The 20910-nt window shown below is 62.4% G+C and carries 21 protein-coding genes; 15 read left to right on the top strand and 6 right to left on the bottom strand.

Annotated elements, in window-relative coordinates:
* Positions 1-45: 45 nt before the first annotated feature.
* Positions 46-1002, top strand: coding sequence for an AEC family transporter (locus tag RO009_17325; protein MDT3686795.1), 957 nt, complete (start codon positions 46-48; stop codon positions 1000-1002).
* An 11-nt stretch (positions 1003-1013) separates the two neighbouring features.
* The gene (locus tag RO009_17320; protein ID MDT3686794.1) at positions 1014-2105 is read left to right on the top strand and encodes a CoA transferase; all 1092 of its coding nucleotides are present in this window, start codon (positions 1014-1016) and stop codon (positions 2103-2105) included.
* On the opposite strand, the gene RO009_17315 is transcribed toward RO009_17320, so the two are convergent.
* Positions 2102-3307 (bottom strand): UbiH/UbiF family hydroxylase, encoded by a 1206-nt coding sequence (locus RO009_17315; GenBank protein MDT3686793.1) that lies wholly within the window; start codon positions 3305-3307, stop codon positions 2102-2104. The genes RO009_17320 and RO009_17315 overlap by 4 nt on opposite strands.
* A gap of 117 nt (positions 3308-3424) precedes the next feature.
* Here RO009_17315 and RO009_17310 point away from each other — a divergent pair, with 117 nt between their 5' ends.
* The 6 genes from RO009_17310 (at position 3425) to RO009_17285 (ending at position 8494) form a co-directional block, all read left to right on the top strand.
* Positions 3425-4240, top strand: coding sequence for an alpha/beta hydrolase (locus RO009_17310; GenBank protein ID MDT3686792.1), 816 nt, complete (start codon positions 3425-3427; stop codon positions 4238-4240).
* 36 nt (positions 4241-4276) lie between these two features.
* Positions 4277-5008: a CDP-alcohol phosphatidyltransferase family protein gene (locus RO009_17305; protein MDT3686791.1), complete on the top strand. Its 732-nt coding sequence runs from the start codon at positions 4277-4279 to the stop codon at positions 5006-5008.
* Between the two features lie 14 nt (positions 5009-5022).
* A complete protein-coding gene (locus tag RO009_17300) occupies positions 5023-5775 on the top strand; it encodes a TerC family protein (GenBank protein MDT3686790.1) in 753 nt (250 codons plus the stop codon).
* 145 nt (positions 5776-5920) lie between these two features.
* Positions 5921-6898, top strand: a complete 978-nt coding sequence (locus RO009_17295; GenBank protein MDT3686789.1) for a quinone oxidoreductase — start codon at positions 5921-5923, stop codon at positions 6896-6898.
* A gap of 64 nt (positions 6899-6962) precedes the next feature.
* A complete protein-coding gene (uraH, locus tag RO009_17290; GenBank protein MDT3686788.1) occupies positions 6963-7310 on the top strand; it encodes a hydroxyisourate hydrolase in 348 nt (115 codons plus the stop codon).
* Positions 7311-7315: 5 nt separating this feature from the next.
* Positions 7316-8494 carry a urate hydroxylase PuuD gene (locus tag RO009_17285; GenBank protein MDT3686787.1) on the top strand — a complete coding sequence of 393 codons (1179 nt, stop codon included), beginning with the start codon at positions 7316-7318 and terminating at the stop codon, positions 8492-8494.
* 150 nt (positions 8495-8644) lie between these two features.
* On the opposite strand, the gene rimO is transcribed toward RO009_17285, so the two are convergent.
* Positions 8645-9967: a 30S ribosomal protein S12 methylthiotransferase RimO gene (rimO, locus tag RO009_17280; GenBank protein MDT3686786.1), complete on the bottom strand. Its 1323-nt coding sequence runs from the start codon at positions 9965-9967 to the stop codon at positions 8645-8647.
* Positions 9968-10269: 302 nt separating this feature from the next.
* Between rimO and RO009_17275 the strand changes: the two genes are divergently transcribed.
* The gene (locus tag RO009_17275; protein MDT3686785.1) at positions 10270-11190 is read left to right on the top strand and encodes a LysM peptidoglycan-binding domain-containing protein; all 921 of its coding nucleotides are present in this window, start codon (positions 10270-10272) and stop codon (positions 11188-11190) included.
* A 238-nt stretch (positions 11191-11428) separates the two neighbouring features.
* Here RO009_17275 and hutX read toward each other — a convergent pair whose 3' ends face one another.
* The 4 genes from hutX to RO009_17255 form a co-directional block, all read right to left on the bottom strand.
* Positions 11429-11926: a heme utilization cystosolic carrier protein HutX gene (gene hutX / locus RO009_17270; protein ID MDT3686784.1), complete on the bottom strand. Its 498-nt coding sequence runs from the start codon at positions 11924-11926 to the stop codon at positions 11429-11431.
* Between the two features lie 5 nt (positions 11927-11931).
* Positions 11932-12267: an antibiotic biosynthesis monooxygenase gene (locus RO009_17265; GenBank protein MDT3686783.1), complete on the bottom strand. Its 336-nt coding sequence runs from the start codon at positions 12265-12267 to the stop codon at positions 11932-11934.
* Positions 12268-12462: 195 nt separating this feature from the next.
* A complete protein-coding gene (locus tag RO009_17260) occupies positions 12463-13548 on the bottom strand; it encodes an energy transducer TonB (protein MDT3686782.1) in 1086 nt (361 codons plus the stop codon).
* A complete protein-coding gene (locus RO009_17255) occupies positions 13526-15724 on the bottom strand; it encodes a TonB-dependent hemoglobin/transferrin/lactoferrin family receptor (protein ID MDT3686781.1) in 2199 nt (732 codons plus the stop codon). Before RO009_17255 ends, RO009_17260 begins: the two co-directional genes overlap by 23 nt.
* 258 nt (positions 15725-15982) lie before the next feature.
* Between RO009_17255 and RO009_17250 the strand changes: the two genes are divergently transcribed.
* The 6 genes from RO009_17250 to RO009_17225 all read left to right on the top strand — a co-directional run bounded on the left by RO009_17250 (position 15983) and on the right by RO009_17225 (position 20907).
* Complete coding sequence (locus RO009_17250) at positions 15983-16192, top strand: hemin uptake protein HemP (GenBank protein MDT3686780.1); 210 nt, start codon at positions 15983-15985, stop codon at positions 16190-16192.
* A complete protein-coding gene (locus RO009_17245) occupies positions 16189-17160 on the top strand; it encodes an ABC transporter substrate-binding protein (protein ID MDT3686779.1) in 972 nt (323 codons plus the stop codon). Before RO009_17250 ends, RO009_17245 begins: the two co-directional genes overlap by 4 nt.
* Positions 17157-18236, top strand: coding sequence for an iron chelate uptake ABC transporter family permease subunit (locus RO009_17240; protein ID MDT3686778.1), 1080 nt, complete (start codon positions 17157-17159; stop codon positions 18234-18236). Before RO009_17245 ends, RO009_17240 begins: the two co-directional genes overlap by 4 nt.
* A complete protein-coding gene (locus tag RO009_17235) occupies positions 18233-19045 on the top strand; it encodes a heme ABC transporter ATP-binding protein (GenBank protein MDT3686777.1) in 813 nt (270 codons plus the stop codon). The genes RO009_17240 and RO009_17235 overlap by 4 nt, the downstream gene beginning before the upstream one ends.
* 138 nt (positions 19046-19183) lie before the next feature.
* Complete coding sequence (gene cysG / locus RO009_17230) at positions 19184-20593, top strand: siroheme synthase CysG (protein ID MDT3686776.1); 1410 nt, start codon at positions 19184-19186, stop codon at positions 20591-20593.
* Positions 20590-20907, top strand: a complete 318-nt coding sequence (locus RO009_17225) for a DUF2849 domain-containing protein (protein ID MDT3686775.1) — start codon at positions 20590-20592, stop codon at positions 20905-20907. Before cysG ends, RO009_17225 begins: the two co-directional genes overlap by 4 nt.
* Positions 20908-20910 lie beyond the last annotated feature (3 nt).

Genomic DNA, 20910 nt, shown 5'->3' with positions numbered 1-20910 from the left:
GCCGATAGCAAACGGACCCTGCCAGCCCGCCGGTGACGGGATTCGATGATCGACGTCCTCAATCTCGCGCTGCCCTATTTCGGGCTGATCTTCCTCGGCTTTGCCTGCGGCAAGCTCCAGCGCATTCCCGATACCGGCCTCGCCTGGATGAATTTCTTCATCATCTACGTGGCCTTGCCCTGCCTGTTCTACCGGATCGTCGCCAAGACGCCGCTCGAAGAGCTGACCCGCATTTCCTATGTGGTGGCCACCTCGCTGGGGACGACGGCGGCTTTCGGCATTGCTTTTGCGATCAGCCTGCTGGCGCGCGACCGGCTGGAGAATGCGACCATCGCCGGACTGGCGGGCGGCTATGGCAATATCGGCTATATGGGTCCCGGATTGGCGCTGTCGACACTCGGGCCGCAGGCCGCCGCGCCGGTGGCGCTGATTTTCTGTTTCGACAGTATCCTGCTGTTTTCGCTGGTGCCGTTCCTGATGGCGCTGGCCGGCACCGACAAGAAGAGTCTTGGCGAAAACGCGCTGCTGGTCGTGAAGCGCATCGTCCTGCATCCTTTCATCGTTGCCACGGCTTTGGGTGTCGTCTCGGCGGCGCTGCATTTCGAGCCGCCGGTGGCGCTCGATCGCCTCATGCAGTTTCTTCAGAATGCAGCGGCGCCCTGCGCACTGTTCGTGCTCGGCGTGACGGTGGCGCTGCGACCGTTGCAGCGCATGTCCTGGGAAGTGCCCGTGATCGTGCTGGTCAAGCTGACGGTGCATCCGGTCATCGTGTTGCTTCTTCTTTCGCTGCTCGGACCGTTTCCGCAGACTTGGATCTACACGGCGGTGCTGATGGCGGCGTTGCCGCCGGCGCTCAATGTCTTCATTCTGGCGCGGCAATATGACTGCTGGGTCGAGCCGGCCTCCAGCTCGGTGCTGATCGGAACCGTCATCTCGGTGCTGACGCTCACCACGGTCATGTGGCTGGTCAAGTCGGAATTGCTGCCGGTGCAACTCTTTTGAACGGAGCCGCCATGGTTCAGCCGCTTGCAGGTCTTCGGGTTCTGGATTTCACGACCCTGCTGCCCGGGCCGCTAGCCACCCTGATACTGGCGGAAGCGGGCGCCGAGGTGATCAAGATCGAGCGGCCGGGCGGCGACGACATGCGTTCTTTTCCGCCATTCCTGGACGGCCAAAGCGCTGCCTTCGGATTGCTCAACCGCGGCAAGACCAGCCTCATTCTGAATCTGAAGTCCGCAGAAGACCGCGCAAAGCTTGACCCATTGCTTGAGGCTGCTGACATCCTGGTTGAGCAATTCCGGCCGGGGGTGATGCAGCGCCTTGGGCTGGGTTATGAGACAGTGAAAGCCCGCAATCCGCGCCTGATCTATTGCTCCATCTCCGGCTACGGCCAGGGCGGCCCGCGGGCCGGCGAAGCGGGGCATGATCTGAACTATATCGGCCAGACCGGCCTGCTGTCTTTGCAGGACAGGTTGCACGAGCATCCCGTCGTCCCGCCAGCTCTGATTGCCGACATCGCGGGCGGAAGCTTTCCGGCGGTGATGAACATCCTCCTGGCCTTGCGCCAGCGCGACCGCACCGGCGAGGGCTGTTATCTCGACATCGCCATGACCGACGCAATGTTCACCTTTGCCTGGCATGCGCTGGCGTATGGCGCGGCTAATGGACATCACCCGGGCTCGGGACAAACCATGCTGACGGGTGCATCGCCCCGCTACCAGCTTTATCCGACGCAGGACGGCCGGCTCGTGGCCTGCGCGGCACTTGAGGATCATTTCTGGAAGAGCTTTGCAGCCGCGATCGGCCTGTCCGAGGCTTTTTCGGATGACCGCCGTGATCCGCAAAAGACCAAAGCCGAAGTGGCGCGGTTGATCGCCGGCCGGACCGCGGCCGAATGGGCGCCGGTTCTGCAGCAGGCCGATTGCTGCGCCACGATCGTCGCGACGCTCGAGGAGGCCTGGCGCGACCCGCATTTTCTGGAGCGCGGATTGTTCGCACGAAAACTGGCGATGGGATCCCGCGCCATCTTGGCTCTGCCGGTGCCGATCTCCGCGCCGTTCAGGGACGACCCGGAGCAGGCGAAGACCGCGCCGCCTGCCGTCTAGACCAAGGCTTCGCCGCGCATCAGCCGCGGCTGCGCGGCAATCGGCGCCACCCCTTCGCGCATCACGGCGCGCCGCAGCGGGCCGACATTATTCATCAGATAGAGGCCGAGCCCGCGTGCGCCTTGCAGCGGAAGAAGCGCGGACAACAGCGAGCGGTTGAGCAGGTCGACGGCGAATGTGCGGCTGGTCACGTCCGGGCGCCGCAGCGTCTCGTAACGCGCCATCATTTCATCTGAGCCGATATCCTCGTTGGCGTGTTTTGCCGCGACGACCAGTTCGCCGATCGTCGCCGCGTCACGCAGACCGAGATTGAGGCCCTGCGCGCCGATCGGTGGAATGCGATGTGCGGCTTCGCCGACCAGCATGGTCCGCCGCGCGCCGAACACCCGCGCCGTTTCGGCTGCCAGGGGAAACGCGCCACGGCCAGGCTCGATGGAAACCTTGCCAAGAATGGAATGGGAGCGCCGCTCGATTTCAGCGTTCATCGCGCCATCGGACAGCCCTTTCAGCACGTCCGCGTCCGCCGGGTCGACCACGCACACGATACTGGAGCGCAGGCCAGGGAGCGGGACCGTGGTGAAGGGACCATGCTCGGTGTGAAATTCCGTCGAAATATTATGATGCGGCCGCGTGTGCGCGACAGTGAAGGTCAGCGCCGTCTGCGGATAGCTCCAGCCCTGTGTCTCAATACCGGCCGCCGCGCGGCAGATCGAGCGCGCTCCGTCGGCTGCGACCACAAGCGAAGCGTCGATCGCATGATGGGCTGTCTGCACGCGAACGCGGTCGGAAAAAATGTCCACCGCCTGGGCGTCTGCGCTGACGCGTGTCAAAGCGGGAAGGCCGGCGCAGCGGCCAACCAGCGCGGAAATCAAATGGCAGTTTTCGATGTTGTAGGCGAACGCATCGAGCCCGATTTCCTGCGACTCAAAACGCGCCTCCGGCGCGCGGAGCAGACGCGCCGTATCGTCGACGATGCGAAGGGACTGCAAGGGGGCTGCCTGGTCCCGGCAGGCCTTCCAGACGCCCAATGTCTCAAGCGCCGTCACCGAACTTGCGACCAGCGCCGTGGTGCGGTTGTCCGACGGGAGGGAGCCGGCGACCAGAATCGTTTTCAGGCCGGCACCGGCGAGCGCGACCGCGGCGGTCAGGCCGGCCGGGCCCGCCCCCACCACGACAACGTCGCCTGAAATTCGTTCCGCCATGTCCAGTCCTTCGCCGGGCCTTGTAGCGTGTCCGTTCCGCGCTGACGAGCAGGCCCGTTCCGTTCGCTTTTTCGGAGTGTTTATGATTTAGCCTGTGCCCGGACGGGTGGACGACAGATGCCATTGATCAAGAGCGATACCTTTGACGTCGAATATGTGGAGGCGGGCACCGGGCCCGCTGTCATTCTTTTGCACAGCTCGGCAAGCGGCTTACGCCAATGGCGGCGTCTGTTCGAACAGTTGAAGGACAGCTACCGGGTGATCGCCGTCAACTTGTTCGGCTATGGCGCGACATCCCCCTGGCCAGCCGGCAAGGTTCAGACCTTGGCCGATCAGGCGCGGCTCGTGACGCAGGTTGCCGCGCAGGTGGAAGGACGCGTCGCGCTGGTGGGGCACTCCCTGGGTGGCGCGGTCGCGATGGAAGCGGCCCTGCGTCTGGCTGACCGGCTGCAGGGACTGATCGTTTTCGAGCCGATCCTGTTCTCGCTGCTGAAGACCCACGGGCCTGCGGAGGCCTTCACGGAAATCCACGATCTCTCCCGGCGATACTGTGCTCTCGGCAAGGCAGGTGAATGGGATCAGGCCGGAGAAATATTCGTCGATTACTGGTCGGGCGCGGGAGCCTGGTCAGCGATGTCTGATGAGCGCAAGGCCGCATTGCGGCTCATGCTGCCGAATGTGCTGCATGAATGGGACGCCGTCATCGAACCGTCGCGTCCGTTGCAGGACTGGGGCGGAATTCCTGGGCCAGTTCATGTCCTGCGCGCCGCTGACACTTGCCGGCCGACATTTGCCATCGCGTCCTTGCTGACGAACACATACCGGCAATGGTCGCTGCAAGAGTTTGACAAAGGCGGGCACATGGCGCCGGTCGCGTACCCGGATCTGGTCAATCCGGTCATCGCAAAAGCTCTGGCGGATATTGTGCGATGAGCGCGCGGCCATCATGCCCGAACGGGACGAAGCGTCATGTCGGATGAGGAGCCGCCTGCCGCCGGTCTGCAAGCATCGCCCGTGAAGGCGCGGGTGCGGCCATTCCTCGTCCATATTCTGACCGCGTGCGGCGCCGCCTGCGCCTTCATGGCGATGATGGCGGCGGCGGATGCGAACTGGGTGGAAATGTTCGCCTGGCTCGGCGCGGCGCTCTTTATCGACGGTATCGACGGGACGCTGGCGCGCCGTTTCAAGGTTGCGGAAATCTTGCCGCGCTGGTCGGGCGATGCGCTCGATCTCGTCGTCGACTTCACAACCTATGTGTTTGTGCCCGCTTTCGCGATCGCCAGGAGCGGGCTCGTGCCTGACGCCGCAGCGATCCCGATCGCGCTTGCCATCATCGTCTCCAGCGCTCTGTATTTCGCCGACGAGCACATGAAGACGGCCGACAATTATTTTCGCGGCTTTCCCGCCTTGTGGAACGGAATCGCTCTCTACCTGTTCGTTCTCAAGCCGCCGCCTGTCTTGTCCGCTGCACTCATTGTGATTCTCGTGATCATGACGTTCTTGCCGTTACGGGTCATTCATCCGTTTCGCGTCCGGCGATTGCGGCTGTTGAATATTGCTGCGTTGATTGCGTGGTCGGCTTTGGCCTTATATGCGCTGATCAGCGGCCTGGAGCCGGGACCCTGGGTCGCATGGTGTCTGGTGGCCATCGGCGTCTATTTCCTTGGCGCGGGATTCTTCAGCGCGCCGAATGAACGGTAAATGCGGGGTTCGACATGCTCGAATTGCTGACAGATCCTCACGCCTGGGCCGCGCTGGTGACGCTTACGGTGCTGGAGATTGTCCTCGGCATCGACAACATCATTTTCATTTCGATCCTGGTCGGCCGCGTTCCCGAGAACAGGCGGAAATTGGCGCGTCAGATCGGACTGGGCCTCGCGCTTGTCTTCCGGATCGCGCTGCTGATGGGCCTGACCTGGGTCATGAGTCTGACCCAGCCGCTCTTTGAACTGTTCGACCGCGGCGTCTCCTGGCGCGACCTGATTCTGGTCGCAGGCGGGTTCTTCCTGATCGCCAAGGGCGTGCATGAAATCCATTCGGAGGTTGAAGGCACATACGAGGAGGAGCACGAAGTCTCCGTCGCTGCCGCGTCCCTCGGCTGGGTGATCGCGCAGCTCATCGTGATCGATCTGGTCTTTTCGCTCGATTCCATCATCACCGCGATCGGGATGGCCGAGGATATCGAGATCATGGTGGCGGCAGTGATGATCGCCATCGGTGTCATGTATGTCGCCTCCGGCCCGGTCAGCGATTTTGTCAATCGCCACCCGACCACGAAGATGCTGGCGCTTGCTTTCCTGCTGCTGATCGGCGTGGCGCTGGTGGCCGACGGCTTCGAATTCCATATCCCGCGCGGCTACATTTATTCCGCGATGGCCTTCGCCGCAGCGGTGGAAGCGTTCAACATCATGGCGCTGCGTAACAAGCGGCGGCGCCCGCGCATGGGGCAGAGCGCCAAACAGAAGTAACGTCGGAAGCCGTGCGATCGGCGCGTGGGGGATCATCGTGAGCCGCGCTTGCGTCTTGGCGGCCAGCCCCTATGATCCCGGCGCGGCCTTTGCCGCGGATCAAACGCGCCGTTTCGTGCGCGATTTCAATGGGATGGAGGGATAGATGGTTGCGGCGGTCCGGGTTCACAAGCATGGCGGACCGGACGTGCTGACCTTCGAGGACATCGAAGTCGGCGCGCCTGGTCAGGGACAGATCCGGATCAAGCAGCATGCCTGCGGGGTCAATTACATCGACACCTATTTCCGCATGGGCATGTATCCCTCGCCGGTCGGCCTGCCGTTCGTGGCCGGCAATGAGGGCGCCGGCGAGGTGATCGCCGTTGGTCCAGGCGTCAGCGATCTGAAAGTCGGCGACCGAGTCGCCTATGTCGTCGCGCTCGGCGGCTATTCCGTCGAGCGCCTGCTGCCGGTCGAGCGGGCTGTGAAGTTGCCGGACAATATTTCCTACGAGCAGGCCGCTGGCATGATGCTGAAGGGCATGACCGCGCAATATCTGCTCAACCGCACCTTCAAGGTCGAGAAAGGCACCACCATCCTGATGCATGCCGCCGCCGGCGGCGTCGGCCAGATTCTCTGCCAATGGGCCAATCATCTGGGCGCGACCGTGATCGGCACCGTGGGCTCGAAGGAGAAGGCCGAGATCGCGAAGAAGAACGGCTGCCACCATACGATCCTGTATCGGGAGGAGGATTTTGTCGCGCGGGTGAAGGAGATCACCGGCGGCAAGCTGTGCGATGTGGTCTATGACGGCATCGGCAAGACCACGTTCCCGGCCTCGCTCGACTGCATCCGGCCGCTCGGCATGTTCGCGAGCTTCGGCAGCGCCTCGGGGCAGATCGAGGCCTTCAACATCAACATCCTGCAGGCCAAGGGCTCGCTTTTCGCCACCCGGCCGACGCTGAATAATTACGTTGCCAAGCGCGAAGATCTGGTCGCCACCGCCAATGACCTGTTCAAGGTGGTCGGCAGCGGTGCGGTGAAAATCCCGGTCAATCAGAAATACCCGCTGAAGGACGCCCGCAAGGCGCATGAAGACCTCGAGGCGCGCGAAACCACCGGTTCGACCATTCTCATCCCGTAGCAGAACGGGCCGTCCGGCGCGGTTGATGTCGCCGGACGAAACGCCGCCTGCTAGTTTGTGACGCATGGGACGCTTGACCACGCATGTCCTCGATACCGCTGCCGGCAAGCCGGCGGCGGGGATGCGCATTCTCTTCAAGGTGCTGGACCGGCCGGCCGGTGCGCCGGTCGAAGCGGTGACCAATGCGGACGGACGGCTGGATACGCCGCTGCTGGAGGGGCCTGCGTTCAAGCCGGGACAATATGAATTGCAATTCCATGTCGGCGACTATTTCCGCGCCCGCGGCGTGACTCTCGCAGATCCCGCCTTCCTCGACATCGTGCCGATCCGCTTCGGCATTTCCGAGGACGCCCATTACCACGTGCCGCTCCTGGTCTCGCCCTACGGCTATTCCACCTACCGGGGCAGCTAGCGCGGATGGACGTCTTTCTCGGAGAATGGGGCAACCTGCTGCTGCGCTGGGCGCACATGATCGTGGGCATCGGCTGGATCGGCACCTCGTTCTACTTCATCGCGCTCGACTATTCGCTGAACCAGAAGGAGCGCAAAAGCCCGGGCGTGTTCGGCACCGCCTGGCAGGTGCATGGCGGGGGCTTCTATCACGTCGAGAAATTCACCGTCGCGCCGCCGCATCTGCCCGAGCATCTGCATTGGTTCAAATGGGAAGCCTATCTGACCTGGGTGACCGGGTTCGGCCTGCTCATCGTCCAGTATTATTTTCACGCGAGTGCCTATCTGATCGACCCTGCGGTGATGCCGCTGAGCACGCTGCAGGCGGTCGGACTGTCGGTCGCCTCGCTCCTGGTTGGGTGGTTTGTCTATGACCAGATCTGCAAGTTTCTCGGCGAGCGCACCGTGCCGCTCGCGATCGCGGTGTTCCTTCTGATCATGGCCGCGAGCGTATTCTACATGCATGTCTTTTCCGGCCGCGGCGCCTTCATCCATGTCGGTGCGCTGATCGGCACCATCATGGCGTTCAACGTTTTCGTCACAATCATTCCCGGCCAGAAGATCATGGTCGGGCAATTGCTGCGCGGTGAGGAGCCGGAGGCGAAATACGGCAAGATCGCCAAGCAGCGCTCCCTGCACAACAACTACCTGACCTTGCCGGTGCTGCTGATGATGGTGTCGCCGCACTATCCCTTTCTGGCGGCGCATCCGCAGGCCTGGCTGATCGTCGCGCTGATCCTGATCACCGGCTCGCTGTTCCGTCATGTGCTGAATCGGATCGACGCCGGCGACGATTGGAACAGATATGGCTGGGCGGCGCCGGTCGCGATCTTTGCGCTGCTCTGCGCCATCTATGCCACGGCGCCAAGCGAACAGGCGGAGGGCGGTCCCGCGGTCACGGATGCCGAGGCATTATCGCTGACGACGAAACATTGCGTCATGTGCCATGCGAAAAGGCCGACGCACGAGAGCTTCCAGGAGCCACCGAAGAATGTCACGCTGGAGACATTGGCTGACCTGAAGCGCTACGCGCAGCCGATCATGATCCAGGCCGTGCGCAACAAGGCGATGCCGCTCGGCAATCAGACGCAGATGACGGACGAAGAGCGCGAGCAGCTTGGGCGCTGGATCCGGTCGCTCAGATGAGCGCGGTTTCGTCTATCGACATTGCAGAATCCGACGCGCGACACTGCGGGGATTTGCTCAAAGTTTTGGGCGTCATTGCCGGGCTCGACCCGGCAATCCATCTTCCAGAAAGGTGGATGCGCGGGTCGGGGCCCGCGCTCGACGATTGTGCTAGAATCCCGACGCGGTGCCGTGCAGGTCATAGGCATCCGCGCCATCGATCTTTACCGACACGATCTCGCCGACGCGCAAGGGGCGGCGGCTGGTCACATAGACGGCGCCGTCGATCTCCGGCGCATCGGCCTTTGAGCGGCCCTTGCCGCCGGTGGCAGTCGCTTCGTCGATGATGACCTGCTGGCGCGTGCCCACTTTCTTTTTCAGCCGCTTTTCCGAGATCGCCTGCTGGCGCTTCATGAAGCGGTGCCAGCGCTCGTCCATCACCTCAGGAGCGACAGCCGGCGCGATATCGTTCGCCGGCGCGCCTTGCACCGGCTCATATTTGAAGCAGCCGACGCGATCCAGCGAAGCCTCGTCCAGCCAGTCGAGCAGGAAGTCGAATTCCGCATCGGTCTCGCCGGGGAACCCGACGATGAACGTGGAGCGAATGGTGAGATCGGGGCAGATATCGCGCCAGGTCTTGATGCGCTCCAGCGTCTTCTCGTGCGCAGCCGGGCGCTTCATGCGCCGAAGCACATCGGGATGGCCATGCTGGAAGGGGATGTCGAGATAGGGCAGGACCTTGCCTTCGGCCATCAGCGGAATGACTTCATCGACATGCGGATAGGGATAGACATAATGCATGCGCACCCAGACGCCGAGTTCGCCGAGCGCGCGCGCGAGGTCGATGAACTTGGTGCGAAGCTCTTGCCCCTTCCAGTCACCGGCCGCGTATTTCACATCGACGCCGTAGGCCGAGGTGTCTTGCGAGATGACCAGCAATTCCTTTACGCCGGCGGCGGCGAGCTTTTCCGCTTCGCGCATCACATCCGAGATCGGCCGTGACACCAGATCACCGCGCAGTTTCGGGATGATGCAGAAGCTGCAGCGGTTGTTGCAGCCTTCCGAAATCTTCAGATAAGCGTAGTGCCGCGGCGTCAGCTTGATCCCCTGCGGCGGCACAAGATCGAGAAACGGGTCGTGCTGTGGTGGCACCGCGCGGTGCACGGCGTCGACCACGCTTTCATATTGCTGCGGTCCGGTGACCGCGAGCACGTTCGGATATTTCGACGTGATCTTGTCAGGCTCGGCGCCCATGCAGCCGGTGACGATCACCTTGCCGTTGGTGTTAAGCGCCTCGCCGATTGCCGCGAGCGACTCTTCCTGCGCGCTTTCCAGGAAACCGCAGGTGTTCACGATGGCGATGTCGGCACCCGCGTGGCCGCGCGCGAGTTCGTATCCCTCCGCCCGCAGGCGGGTGATGATGCGCTCGGAATCGACCAGCGCTTTGGGGCAGCCGAGCGAAACGAAGGAGATGCGCGGGGCGGGCGCGGACATGGCAGCAGCAGCTTTCCGTTGGAAAGACGCGGCGTTAGGGCAGGGCGGGCCGGACGTCAACCGGTTTGTCGTTTGGTGCGAAACGCGATTCCCGGCCTGATCGCACCGAAATTTGGCCTTGCGGCCGCCACCGTCGTTGACAGAAATAATGTTTATTTGTCAGCAGCTTGGCTTATACCAGGGGCGAGGTTCGGAAAATTTTAACGAAAAACGCATCTGCTCGTTAAGCGCGCTGCCACGGCGCACTCCACCCGCGTCAGCCGGATATTGGCTTGGGGTGAAAAAGAAGAGGCCGGACCTGCATGCTCACCGTCAGTCGTCTCGCTGGGGCTTTGCTGATCGCAGTGGGCTTGGCTGGTTGCGGCTCGCTTTCGACCTTCGAGGGTTTTTTCACGAGTTCCCCGGAGACGACCGGGTCGGTTCAGCAAGCCAGAGGAAAGGTTTACATTTTCCGCGGCATGGGCGGCCGCATTGCCTCGTTCGAAATGGACCGCCTCTCCGAAAAGCTGGAAAAGAGCGGCGTCGACGCGGAGACCTATAATCATTTCAACTGGAGCGGGCCCGCTGACGAGGCGATCGCGCGCTACAAGCGTCAGAACGGCAACTTCCCCATCATGCTGGTGGGGCATTCCGCCGGTGCTGATGCGTCGGTTTCGTTCGCATATAAACTGAAAGAGGCCGGTGTTCCGGTCAGCCTGATCGTCTCCTTCGACCCGACGCGCCGGCCGAAGGCGGTGCCGCCGAATGTCGACCGCTTCATCAACATCTACCAGTCGATGAATTTCTTTGGCGGCGGCTTTGTCGCGCCGGGCTCCGATTTTCGCGGACATTACGCCAGCATCGACCTGAAGAATTACTGGGAAGTGCTGCACGTCAATCTGGTGAAGATGCGCGGCCTGCAGGATCAGATCATCGCCAAGATGGTGCAGATCGTGAACATGCCCCCGCAGCTCGAAGGGCCGACCGTGCCGATCCATTACGTGATGCCGCGCGGCGAGAAGATCGAATTGTGGGATTCAGGCCTGCCCATTCGCACGGAAGGTCCGGAGACCGTGCGTTCCATTGCGGCCAAATACGCGGTGCCGGTCTGGGCGGTGGCGCAGATCAACAATCTCAGCACGTCGGCATCATTGGAGCCGGGGCACCGGCTGATCATTCCGCGCTATCTGGATTCACTGCCGCCGGCGACGGGCCCGCTGACCAGCTTTGCCCCGCGGCAGTAACGCTCGCGCACTCAGCAAGTAGCAGTAGCCCGGATGGAGCGAAGCGAAATCCGGGGCAGCCTCTCCACAAAGATCCCCGATTCCGCGGAGTTTAAGGTCGGACCGCGCTTGTTGCGCCGATATCGAACCATCTGCACATGTTACCCCGGATTTCGCTTCGCTCCATCCGGGTTGCAAAGCTGCTTGAGCAACGCAAAGACGTGGATGGCCGCGACAAGCCCGGCCATGACACATCAATTCAATTGCAGAGTCTGTCCGCCAGCTGGCGGAATTGCTTGAGCTGATCCGCCTTCAGTTCGCGCTTCTCGTCCCGGCCGACGAACACCTTGAACATGATGCCGCCGTCGGTGTTGAGAAACAGCACCGACGCCGACAGGCGGCCCATGAAGGGGCGCTCGACAAAGGCAATACCGGCGCAGCGCTCGTGCCGCAGATGGCCGTGAAAGCCCTTGCTGCCGGGCACGTTGTAATAGCCGCGGCCAACCTCGCCGGCGGGAACCGGACCGCCGAATTCCATGATGCCGTCGTCGGTATGCACGATCAGCGTGACATCCCCCCAGCCGGCGATATCCCGCATGGCGTCGATGAAGGCGCTGCCGGGCGCAAATTTGCGCATCTGCGCGGGTAGGGCTTCGACAACGTCGCGCGCAGTGGCGTTCTGGCCCTTTGCGACGTCTTCGACAATTGCGCCGGGATCCTCGGCGAGAAGACGAACCAGATCCTGTCGGGCTGACATCAGCTTCAGGCCGCCTTGGTGCGGGCCTGGGTCTGGCGCACTTCAAAGCCTTCAAATTTCGGATGTTCCAGATAGAGCGGTGCCGAGCTGCTGTCGTTGCCGGCGCGCGCATGCGCGGCGCGGAACTCATCCGACTTGGTCCAGGCCTCGAAGGCGGCCTTGCTCTGCCAGGTGGTGTGCGAGGAATAGAGCGTGTGATCCTCGGCTTCGGGCCCCTTCAGCAGATGAAATTCCACAAAGCCCGGCATGCGATCAAGATAGGAGTCGCGACTGGCCCAGACCTTCTCGAAGGCTTCTTCCGAGCCCTTCTTCACCTTGAAACGATTCATCGCGATGAACATTGCAATCTCCCTGTGCTGCTGGATTTGGCGAGGGTCCCAAATCCGAAGTTCGCTTGATCGTGTAGCCCATCTTGCGAACTTTGGATTCGCGGAACACTCGTTATGTTTACTGGTGTGGTTTGGTACTGAAGTTCGCTTCGCAGACACGCCGCGAGGATGAAGCGAACGTCTGAATCACACACTTGCGACCTTTCCTTATCGCAGATTGAAATTGACGGGCGCGGTGAAGGACATGCTCTGTCCCGAGGGCGGCGGCGGAAAGGGCGACGCACGGCGGACCATGGCCTGTGCTTCGTGATCCAGGATTGAACTGCCGGAGCTGCGCGCAAGACGCACCGACGTCACGGCGCCGCTGCCACTGATGCTGAAAGTCACCGATGCAACACCGGTGTCGCCGCGATTGCGCGCCTCTGCGGGAAATTTCTTGTGCCGGCTGAGGTGGGCAATGACCATGCCGCGGTAATTCGCGTCGGCATCGGAGCGGCCGCGGCCGATGCTGTTGGCGGCAGCGCTGTGCTGCGAGGGAGCGGCGATGCGCTGGCGTTTGGCCTTGCCTTTTTCCTGGACCGGCTTGGCCACCGGCATCGGAACCTCCTTGACGGCTTCAACAGGTGGCTCCTTGTTCGGCTCCGGATCGACTGCCAGCTCCGGCTCGGGTTGCGGCTCCGGCGGCGCGGCCGCCTGCATCTGCGGCTTGGTTTCCTCCTGAACAGCCGGCTTCGGTTCCTCCTGGACCTCGGGCTTTGTCTCTTGCTTGACTTCCTTGATGGGTTGGTCGGTCAGTTCGGTCTTTGTATCGTCAGGCTTGCCAAGGTCGGGGGAATAGGCGCTTTCAACCGACGTCTCGCCCGGTGTCTGTGCCGTGCCGGCCTCGTTCTGCGCGCCGAGAACCATTTCCACCGAAATCACTTCAAGTCCGATGCTGGCTTTCGGCGGCGGCTCCTTAAGGAACCAGGCAAATACGCTGGCATGGGCGGCGACCGATCCGATGAGCAGCAGCAGCCATTGCCTGCGCCAGTCAAAGCCGGAGAAAAACGGGCAGGGCCGCGTGCTCTGATCGCAGACCACAGCCGGCGCCGGCTTGCCGCTGTTGTCGTTTTCCGCCGCGCGGAGGCGCGGGTGAAAGGGAATGACATTGCTGAGATCATTTTTTTCGGAGGTCGCCGGCATCTCGCGCGCGCGCAGAGGCACGACCGTGCCGAGGAGGTCATCGGCGCGGTGCGTGCCGTTATCCGCGGATGGTGAAGGACCGCGGGACTTATGGACGCTTGTTTTGGTCATCCGCCTTTGTAAAACGTTCTCCGAAGCGAATCTTGAGTGCGCCTTTGAAGGTGAGGCCAGGACTGGGGGAAGCGATGGTAGAATTGTCCTTGGTCGTGACGTCCATATAACGTTCATAATGGGTGTCGAACAAATTTTCGACCGCGGCATTGAACGCCACATCCTCGTTGAACTGGTAGGCCAGATACAGATTTACGATGTTGTAGCCTGCAACGGGCGGCAGGCTGGGATCTGCCGGGCCCCCTGGAATATCGTTCGGGTCTTTTGCGGCAACGCTCAACAGGCCGATCGCAGTTGTCAGCTTGCGATCCAGGAACCGGAAACCAAGCATCGCGGTGAAGGTGTCGGCGGGGATCTTCAGAAGCGGCACGCCAATATCTTCGTTCTTGCCATTGAGCTTGGTATAGCTCGTATTCAGGAACCACGCTCCCGCGTCATACTTGCTTTCCAGCTCGAAGCCGTCGATGCGCGCGTGCGGGATGTTCTGATACTGGATGCAATTACCACTTGGGAAAATCGGCGCTAGAGGCGGATTATTGCAGAACTGGCCATTAGCGCCCGTCTGCTGGTTGAGGACAGTTGTTTGTTCGATGAAGTCCTCAACGTCATTTCTGAAGATGCTGGCTTTCAGGCGCAACGCATCGGCAGGTGCCCAGAGATTATCGAAGCGTAAGTTAACGCCGATTTCCTTGTTCTTTCCAACCTCAGCGCGCAGGGCAGTATTCTGCAGGAACAGGAAATCGGAGCCCGGTCCTGCGAACGGATGTTGCCCCAGAACAAACGCCTCCGTCAGGGCCGGAGCGCGATAACCTTCAGCATAGCTGCCATAGAGGGTCAGCCACTGAACCGGCGTCAAGCCGACAGTAATTTTTGGAGAAATGCGATCGCCCTCGCTCGACGCGCTATTGGGGCCACCGGACATTTCATAGGTGTCGTAGCGAAGCGCGGAAATCACTTCGAGCCAAGACGAATAATTCGTCTTCAACTGCGCAAAGCCGCCGCCGACCGTGCGTTCGCCCGCCGGGGTAAAAAGGTCGCCGGTTCCGGTGACGTCGTTTGTTTCAACCTTGTCGGTAAATACGTCGCCGCCGAACGTCAATGCGTGGCGGAACGGGCCGGTCTCGAATCGCGAGGTGTTGTGAGCATCGCTGCCGATGGTTTCAAGCTTGAAGTTTCTGGTGGAGCCGAGCCGACCGAAATTGGCACTGTTCGTTCCATCAACCTTGGTCTGATCAAGTTCTGTTGTTGTCCAATAGACGTTGGCATCAAAATCGAACACGCGATCTTCGGGACGATGATAGCGCCAGCGCGCCGTCGCGATATTGTTTTCCACCAGGCTGCTGAAAACAGAACCTCTTGTACCTGCAGGGGGAGGGCTGACAGTCGTCGGCGTCCCGCTCTCAAATTTTGTTTGTGATGTCAGGCCGGTAAATTTGACCTCGTGACCGTCTGCCGGGCGAACCGTCAACTTGGCGAGACCTGACGCCATTTCGTTTGCGCTGTTCAAGACGGTATTGCCGGAGCCGTCCTTATAATCGGCATTGTCGCGATAGACGCCGCCGGCGATGAAATCGACATTCTGATTCGGCCGTGCAGCGGCGAACGCCGAACCCATGCCCTGATAGGTGTTTGAGCCGATCATGCCACGCGTGAGCACGCCCCAACGTTCACCTGGCCTGAGGACGTCCTCGACATCCTTGGTGCGGAAGGACGCAACACCGCCGATCGCGCCGGTGCCATAGATGTTTGCGGTTGGACCGCGCACCACGTCGACACCGGCCAGCATTTCAGGATCGAGATAGAACTGACCGTCTGCGTGGTGTCCGCTGCGCTGGAAATTCTGTCGGGCTCCGTCGATAACAACAGCGACGCGGCCAAAATCCTGCAAGCCGCGAATATTGATCGCGGCACCCGGATCGTCCGGTCGTCCCTGAAACGATACGCCCGGAACACCGAAGAAGACGTCACGCACTGTCGTGGGCATGATCCGGTTCATGTCTTCCAGTCGGACTGAGCTGGTCGGCGCCAGCGTGTTCCACACATTCTCTTCCGTCTTCGTGGCCAGCACCGTGATCGTATCGAGCACCGTTTGCGCGCTTGCGACTGACGACACCGACATCAAAGCGACGACCGAAACTCCATAAAGCAGCGCTTGCGCGCCTCCGACATTCCGCATGATGAGCCCCCGTGCCCAAAGTTTTTTGTGTTTCCGGCGGCTGGCGGGCTGCCGTGGATGGACACGGCGCTTGCTGGCTCATCATCCGGTTCGACCGGATTTGCTAAGTGTTGAATTCGGTAATCAATTGTAATACTTCAGTCAAGAAGAGTAACGGCAGCTTATAAGCTCTCTAAACTACAAGATGATCAGTTTGAAGGCTCTCTAAAGTGAGAATATCGGCAATCATATACTGACAAATACTTTAGAATAGCGCGCATGAATGCTGATGGGCGACAAGATGATCGAGGTATTACCAGAAACGGGATCGGGGCTAATCCTGACTCGCGCCGCGAAGTTGCAATCGTTGATCATCGCATAGACAGCCGTGATCTGTTCGTCGCGACGCGCGAAGTGACGATTGCTCACGGCGACGACGTCTATCGCCTGCGGTTGACGGCGCAGAACAAGCTGATCCTCACAAAATGACGCAGCGGACCCACATTGCGCAAAGCGCATGTCTGCGGACTGCGATCGGAGCGGTGGCGGCGCTCTTCATATCTGCAACTGCGGACGCCGCGCCGGTTCAGGTGAAGGACGCCCAGGGGCGCGACATCACAATCGAGAATGCAAGCCGCATCATTTCCATCGGCGGCGCCATCACCGAAATCCTTTACGCGATGGGCCTCGAGGATCGGATCATCGGCGTCGATACCTCCAGCATCTTTCCGCCGCGGGCGCTGAAGGAAAAGCCGAATGTCGACTATATGCGGCAATTGTCGCCGGAAGGCGTGCTCGGGCTCGGGCCGACTCTCGTGCTTGCCAATGACGGCGCGGGTCCGAAGGAGGCGGTGGCGGTTCTTGAATCGGCTGCGGTTCCGTTCGTGCGCGTGCCGGATCATTACACAGCCAAGGGAATTGTCGAACGCATCCGCCTGCTGGCTGCGGCCACCGGCGTTCCCGCACGCGGCGAATGTCTTGCCAAAGACGTCGAGGCGAACCTGTCGCGTCTCGCCGTCTTGCGGAAAACCATCGGCAAGCCGGCCCGGGTGATGTTCATTCTCTCATTCACAAACGGCAAGCCCATGGTGGCGGGGCGCAACACAGCGGCCGACGGCATCATCACGCTCGCGGGCGGCGTGAACGCCATCACCGACTTCGAAGGCTACAAGGTGATCAGCGACGAAGCCGTGGTCGCGGCGGGGCCGGAGGCGATCCTCGGCATGGAGCGCGCCGATTTCAGGATGACGCCGTCGGACGTCTTCGAGCACGCCGCTTTTGCGCTGACGCCGGCCGCCGAACGCAAATCCTACATCTCGATGGACGGGCTTTATCTTCTGGGATTTGGTCCGCGCACGGCGCAGGCCGCGACCGATCTGGCACATGCGCTTTACCCGGCATTGGCTGCGGAAAAACCCGCGGCAGATCATTCCGGCGTCGTCTCCTGTCGCGAATGACCAGCGTCGCGAACGCACATGCGCGGGCAGGGCGGGCGCATCGGCCCGCTCCGGCTCTTGTCTTTGCGTTTCTGGTTGTGCTGCTGATCGCGGTCGCCGTCGGCTCCATGACCATCGGCGCGGCCGGGATCCCATTGCCGCGGCTGCTGGCGGCATTCGGGCTGGGAACCGGCGACGCGGCGGCGATCGCACGCGATGAGGTCGTCCTGTGGTCTATCCGCTTTCCGCGCATCGCCCTGGCCGGCATTGTCGGCGCCCTGCTGGCGGCGGGTGGCGCCACGATGCAGGGACTTTTCCGCAATCCCTTGGCCGATCCCGCGCTGGTCGGCGTATCGAGCGGAGCCGCGCTCGCGGCTGCCATCACCATCGTGGTCGGCGACAGATATGTTGTCGGCCACCTCGCTTCTGTTCCGTTTGAAATCCTGCCCTTCGCGGCCTTTTGCGGTGCGCTTGTCACCACAATGATCCTCTACCGCATCGCCACGCGCCATAACCGCACCTCGATTGCGATATTTCTGCTGGGTGGCCTCGCCATCGCGGCTTTGGCCAATGCGGGCATTGGCCTCCTCGTCTTCCTGTCGGATGACCGTCAACTGCGCGACATCACATTCTGGATGCTGGGCTCGCTCGGCGGCGCGACCTGGAGCAAGGTCGCGACGATCTTTCCGTTCCTGATCGCGTCCATCATGGCGGGATGGATCATCTGCCGCGGGCTCGATCTTCTGGCCCTGGGAGAATCGGAAGCGTTCCATTCCGGCATTGCCGTCGAACGCCTGAAGCGCCTGTCGATTGTCCTGATTGCCGCGGTGACCGGGGCGGCGGTCTCGGTGTCCGGTGTCATCGGCTTCATCGGGATCGTTGTGCCGCATCTGCTGCGCCTCGTCATCGGGCCCGGCCATCGCATGCTGCTGCCGGCCTCCATGCTGCTCGGCGCCAGCCTCATGATGGGCGCCGACAGCCTGGCGCGCGTTCTTGCGGCGCCCGCCGAGATTCCCATCGGGATCATCACCGCGGTGATCGGCTCGCCGTTCTTTCTGTATCTGCTGCTGCGGCAGCGCTCGCTGGTTTCGCTATGAGCGCCATGCTGTCCGCATCCGACATTCTGTTCCGGGCCGGCGCGGCGACGCTGCTCGACAAGGTGTCGCTGTCGGTCGAGAGCGGCGAGACCGTCGCCCTGGTTGGGCCGAACGGCGCCGGCAAGTCGACATTGCTCAAGATATTGTCCGGCGAGCTGGTGCCGGAGCGCGGCGAGGTCCTGATCAAGGGGCGGCCCACCGGCGCGTTTCATCCGCGCGAATTGGCGGCGCATCGGGTCGTCCTGGCGCAAAGCATCACGCTGACATTTCCGTTCACGGTCGAGGAAATCGTGCGCATGGGCGCCGGCGACCGCAAGACGGCGGATGTGTCGCGCGGCGTGGAAGAGGCGCTGCACGCTGTGGATCTTAGCGCCTGTCGCCACCGCATCATGACCACGCTCTCCGGCGGCGAGCAGCAGCGCGCGCATTTCGCGCGCATCCTCCTGCAATTGACATACGGTGAGGCGGAGCACGGACCCGGCATCCTGCTGCTGGACGAGCCGACCGCAAGCCTTGATCTGCGCCATCAGCTCGACCTGCTGAAGCTGGCGCGGGAACGAGCCGCGAAGGGCACGGCCGTCATTGCCGTTCTGCACGATCTCAACCTGGCGACGCTGTTTGCCAGCCGCATCGTGATGCTCGATCGCGGGCGCGTCGCCGCCGACGGACGAGCGGCGGAGACCATCACCGACGAATGGCTGGAGCGTGTGTTCAAGGTGTCGACGGCGGTCGGCCGCGTGCCGCCGTCCGGCATTCCCTTTGTCCTGCCGCATTCGATCGGCGGCCGATCCGCCGCACCGCGCATCTGAAAAATATAAATCCCCAAAATCCTTTCTGCTTAAATCAGTTTCGTTCTAGCGGGGCTGATATATTCGGCAGAACATTCTGCAACAGCGCTGATATTCCTTCTTCCGGAGAAGAATGTTCTCGGAGCGGATGATTCTGCCATGCGCTTTCTGCCCGTATTTTTGGACCTGTCTTCCGGACAGGTGATCCTGGTTGGTTCGGGCGCGCCGGCCATCGCCAAATTGCAGCTTCTCCGCGCGGCGGGAGCCAATGTTCGCTGGTTCTCCTCCGGTGCGCACGCAAGCGAGGCGCCGCTTGCGGCGAGCCATTACGCCGGACGAATTGAATGTCGCGCCGGCCTGCCGGAGGCCGGCGACATCGCAGGCGCTCTCGCCGTGATCTCGGCCGCCGGCGGCGAGATCGACGAGACAATCGCCGCGCAGGCGCGGGCGAGCCACATTCCGGTCAATGTCGTCGACCGCCCCGATCTGTCGACATTCATTTTTCCCGCCATCGTCGACCGCGGCGATGTCGTGGTTGCGATCGGCACCGGCGGCGCTTCGCCGGTTCTGGCGCGACGGCTGCGCGAGCGCATTGAATCGATCCTGCCCGCGCGGCTTGGCGACTTCGCCGGCCTGATGCAACGTTATCGCGACCGGCTGGCGCCGCTGCGTCATCGCGGATTGTCACTGCGCCTGTTCTGGGAGCGCGTGATCGACGGGCCGATCGGCGCCGCCTTTCTGGCCGGCCGCACGCGCGAAGCGGAAACAGCCTTGCTGAATGAGATCGACAAAGCCGGCGCATCGCAAACCGCAAAGCAAGGCATTGTGCATCTGGTCGGCGCCGGGCCCGGCGACCCGGATCTTCTCACCCTGCGCGCCTTGCAGGCGCTGCAATCCGCAGATGTCATTTTCTACGACGATCTGATCGGCGCCGACATTCTCGCGCGCGCGCGCCGCGATGCGCACAAGGTCTTTGTCGGGAAGCGCAAGGGCGAGCCGGGAATCGGCCAGGACGAGATCAACCGGCGGCTTGCCGACGCGGCCAGAGCCGGACATCGCGTCGTCCGTCTCAAGGGCGGCGATCCCTTCATTTTCGGCCGCGGCGGCGAAGAGCAGGACTATCTGCAGCAGGCGGACATCGCTGTCGTGGTCGTCCCCGGCATTACCGCAGCGTTGGGCTGCGCGGCGGAAGCGGGGATTCCCCTGACATTCCGCGGCGAAGCGACGCGCGTGTCTTTCCTCACGGCGAATACCGCGGACGGGCCGGACGCGGTGGACTGGTCGCTGTCGGGCGATCCGCAGACCTCCGTCGTGGTCTATATGGGCCTGTCCGCCGCAACAGCGGTGCGCGACGGCTTGATCGCAGCCGGCCGCGACGCCTTCACGCCCGCCGCGGTGCTGGCGCGCGGGACGCGCGCAGATGCGCGGTCGGCCTTCGGCAGGCTCGGTGACCTTCCGGCGCTCGCCCGCGCGGTGGGAGAGGGGCCGGCGCTGCTCGTGATCGGCGATGTCGTGGCGCGGTCGCGCGCGTGGAACGCCGAGGCAACGCCTGTCGAGGCCGCCGCATGACATCGCCGCTGGAACGCAAACTCAAGATCACCGGTCCGGTCGTCGTCACGGCGAACCGGCTGAGCGACGGCGCCGTGGTCTATCGCACGGCTGAGGGCACATGGTCGACGAGCCTCGAGGAAGCGCTGGTTGTGTCGACGGTGCCGGCCGCGACGCAGTTGTTGTCGGAGGCGCTTGCTGATGATGTCGGCGCCGTCGGCGCCTATGTGGCGCCGGTCGACGTGAATGCCGGCCGCATCGAACCGGGCAATCTGCGCGAGCGCATCCGCGCGCGCGGCGTCACTTTTGATCTGCCGGTCACGTTCGGAATCTGATCC

The sequence above is a fragment of the Pseudorhodoplanes sp. genome (assembly GCA_032027085.1).
Classification (GTDB): domain Bacteria; phylum Pseudomonadota; class Alphaproteobacteria; order Rhizobiales; family Xanthobacteraceae; genus Pseudorhodoplanes.
Note: the sequence above shows the minus strand (reverse complement) of the source record. Positions and strands in the feature narration are given on the sequence as shown.

What these genes read in the sequence shown, in the direction of transcription:
- RO009_17325 (MDT3686795.1), top strand. Translation starts at nt 46, where the DNA reads ATGATCGACGTCCTCAATCTCGCGCTGCCCTATTTCGGGCTGATCTTC.
- RO009_17320 (MDT3686794.1), top strand. Translation starts at nt 1,014, where the DNA reads ATGGTTCAGCCGCTTGCAGGTCTTCGGGTTCTGGATTTCACGACCCTG.
- RO009_17315 (MDT3686793.1), bottom strand. Translation starts at nt 3,307, where the DNA reads ATGGCGGAACGAATTTCAGGCGACGTTGTCGTGGTGGGGGCGGGCCCG.
- RO009_17310 (MDT3686792.1), top strand. Translation starts at nt 3,425, where the DNA reads ATGCCATTGATCAAGAGCGATACCTTTGACGTCGAATATGTGGAGGCG.
- RO009_17305 (MDT3686791.1), top strand. Translation starts at nt 4,277, where the DNA reads ATGTCGGATGAGGAGCCGCCTGCCGCCGGTCTGCAAGCATCGCCCGTG.
- RO009_17300 (MDT3686790.1), top strand. Translation starts at nt 5,023, where the DNA reads ATGCTCGAATTGCTGACAGATCCTCACGCCTGGGCCGCGCTGGTGACG.
- RO009_17295 (MDT3686789.1), top strand. Translation starts at nt 5,921, where the DNA reads ATGGTTGCGGCGGTCCGGGTTCACAAGCATGGCGGACCGGACGTGCTG.
- uraH (MDT3686788.1), top strand. Translation starts at nt 6,963, where the DNA reads ATGGGACGCTTGACCACGCATGTCCTCGATACCGCTGCCGGCAAGCCG.
- RO009_17285 (MDT3686787.1), top strand. Translation starts at nt 7,316, where the DNA reads ATGGACGTCTTTCTCGGAGAATGGGGCAACCTGCTGCTGCGCTGGGCG.
- rimO (MDT3686786.1), bottom strand. Translation starts at nt 9,967, where the DNA reads ATGTCCGCGCCCGCCCCGCGCATCTCCTTCGTTTCGCTCGGCTGCCCC.
- RO009_17275 (MDT3686785.1), top strand. Translation starts at nt 10,270, where the DNA reads ATGCTCACCGTCAGTCGTCTCGCTGGGGCTTTGCTGATCGCAGTGGGC.
- hutX (MDT3686784.1), bottom strand. Translation starts at nt 11,926, where the DNA reads ATGTCAGCCCGACAGGATCTGGTTCGTCTTCTCGCCGAGGATCCCGGC.
- RO009_17265 (MDT3686783.1), bottom strand. Translation starts at nt 12,267, where the DNA reads ATGTTCATCGCGATGAATCGTTTCAAGGTGAAGAAGGGCTCGGAAGAA.
- RO009_17260 (MDT3686782.1), bottom strand. Translation starts at nt 13,548, where the DNA reads ATGACCAAAACAAGCGTCCATAAGTCCCGCGGTCCTTCACCATCCGCG.
- RO009_17255 (MDT3686781.1), bottom strand. Translation starts at nt 15,724, where the DNA reads ATGCGGAATGTCGGAGGCGCGCAAGCGCTGCTTTATGGAGTTTCGGTC.
- RO009_17250 (MDT3686780.1), top strand. Translation starts at nt 15,983, where the DNA reads ATGAATGCTGATGGGCGACAAGATGATCGAGGTATTACCAGAAACGGG.
- RO009_17245 (MDT3686779.1), top strand. Translation starts at nt 16,189, where the DNA reads ATGACGCAGCGGACCCACATTGCGCAAAGCGCATGTCTGCGGACTGCG.
- RO009_17240 (MDT3686778.1), top strand. Translation starts at nt 17,157, where the DNA reads ATGACCAGCGTCGCGAACGCACATGCGCGGGCAGGGCGGGCGCATCGG.
- RO009_17235 (MDT3686777.1), top strand. Translation starts at nt 18,233, where the DNA reads ATGAGCGCCATGCTGTCCGCATCCGACATTCTGTTCCGGGCCGGCGCG.
- cysG (MDT3686776.1), top strand. Translation starts at nt 19,184, where the DNA reads ATGCGCTTTCTGCCCGTATTTTTGGACCTGTCTTCCGGACAGGTGATC.
- RO009_17225 (MDT3686775.1), top strand. Translation starts at nt 20,590, where the DNA reads ATGACATCGCCGCTGGAACGCAAACTCAAGATCACCGGTCCGGTCGTC.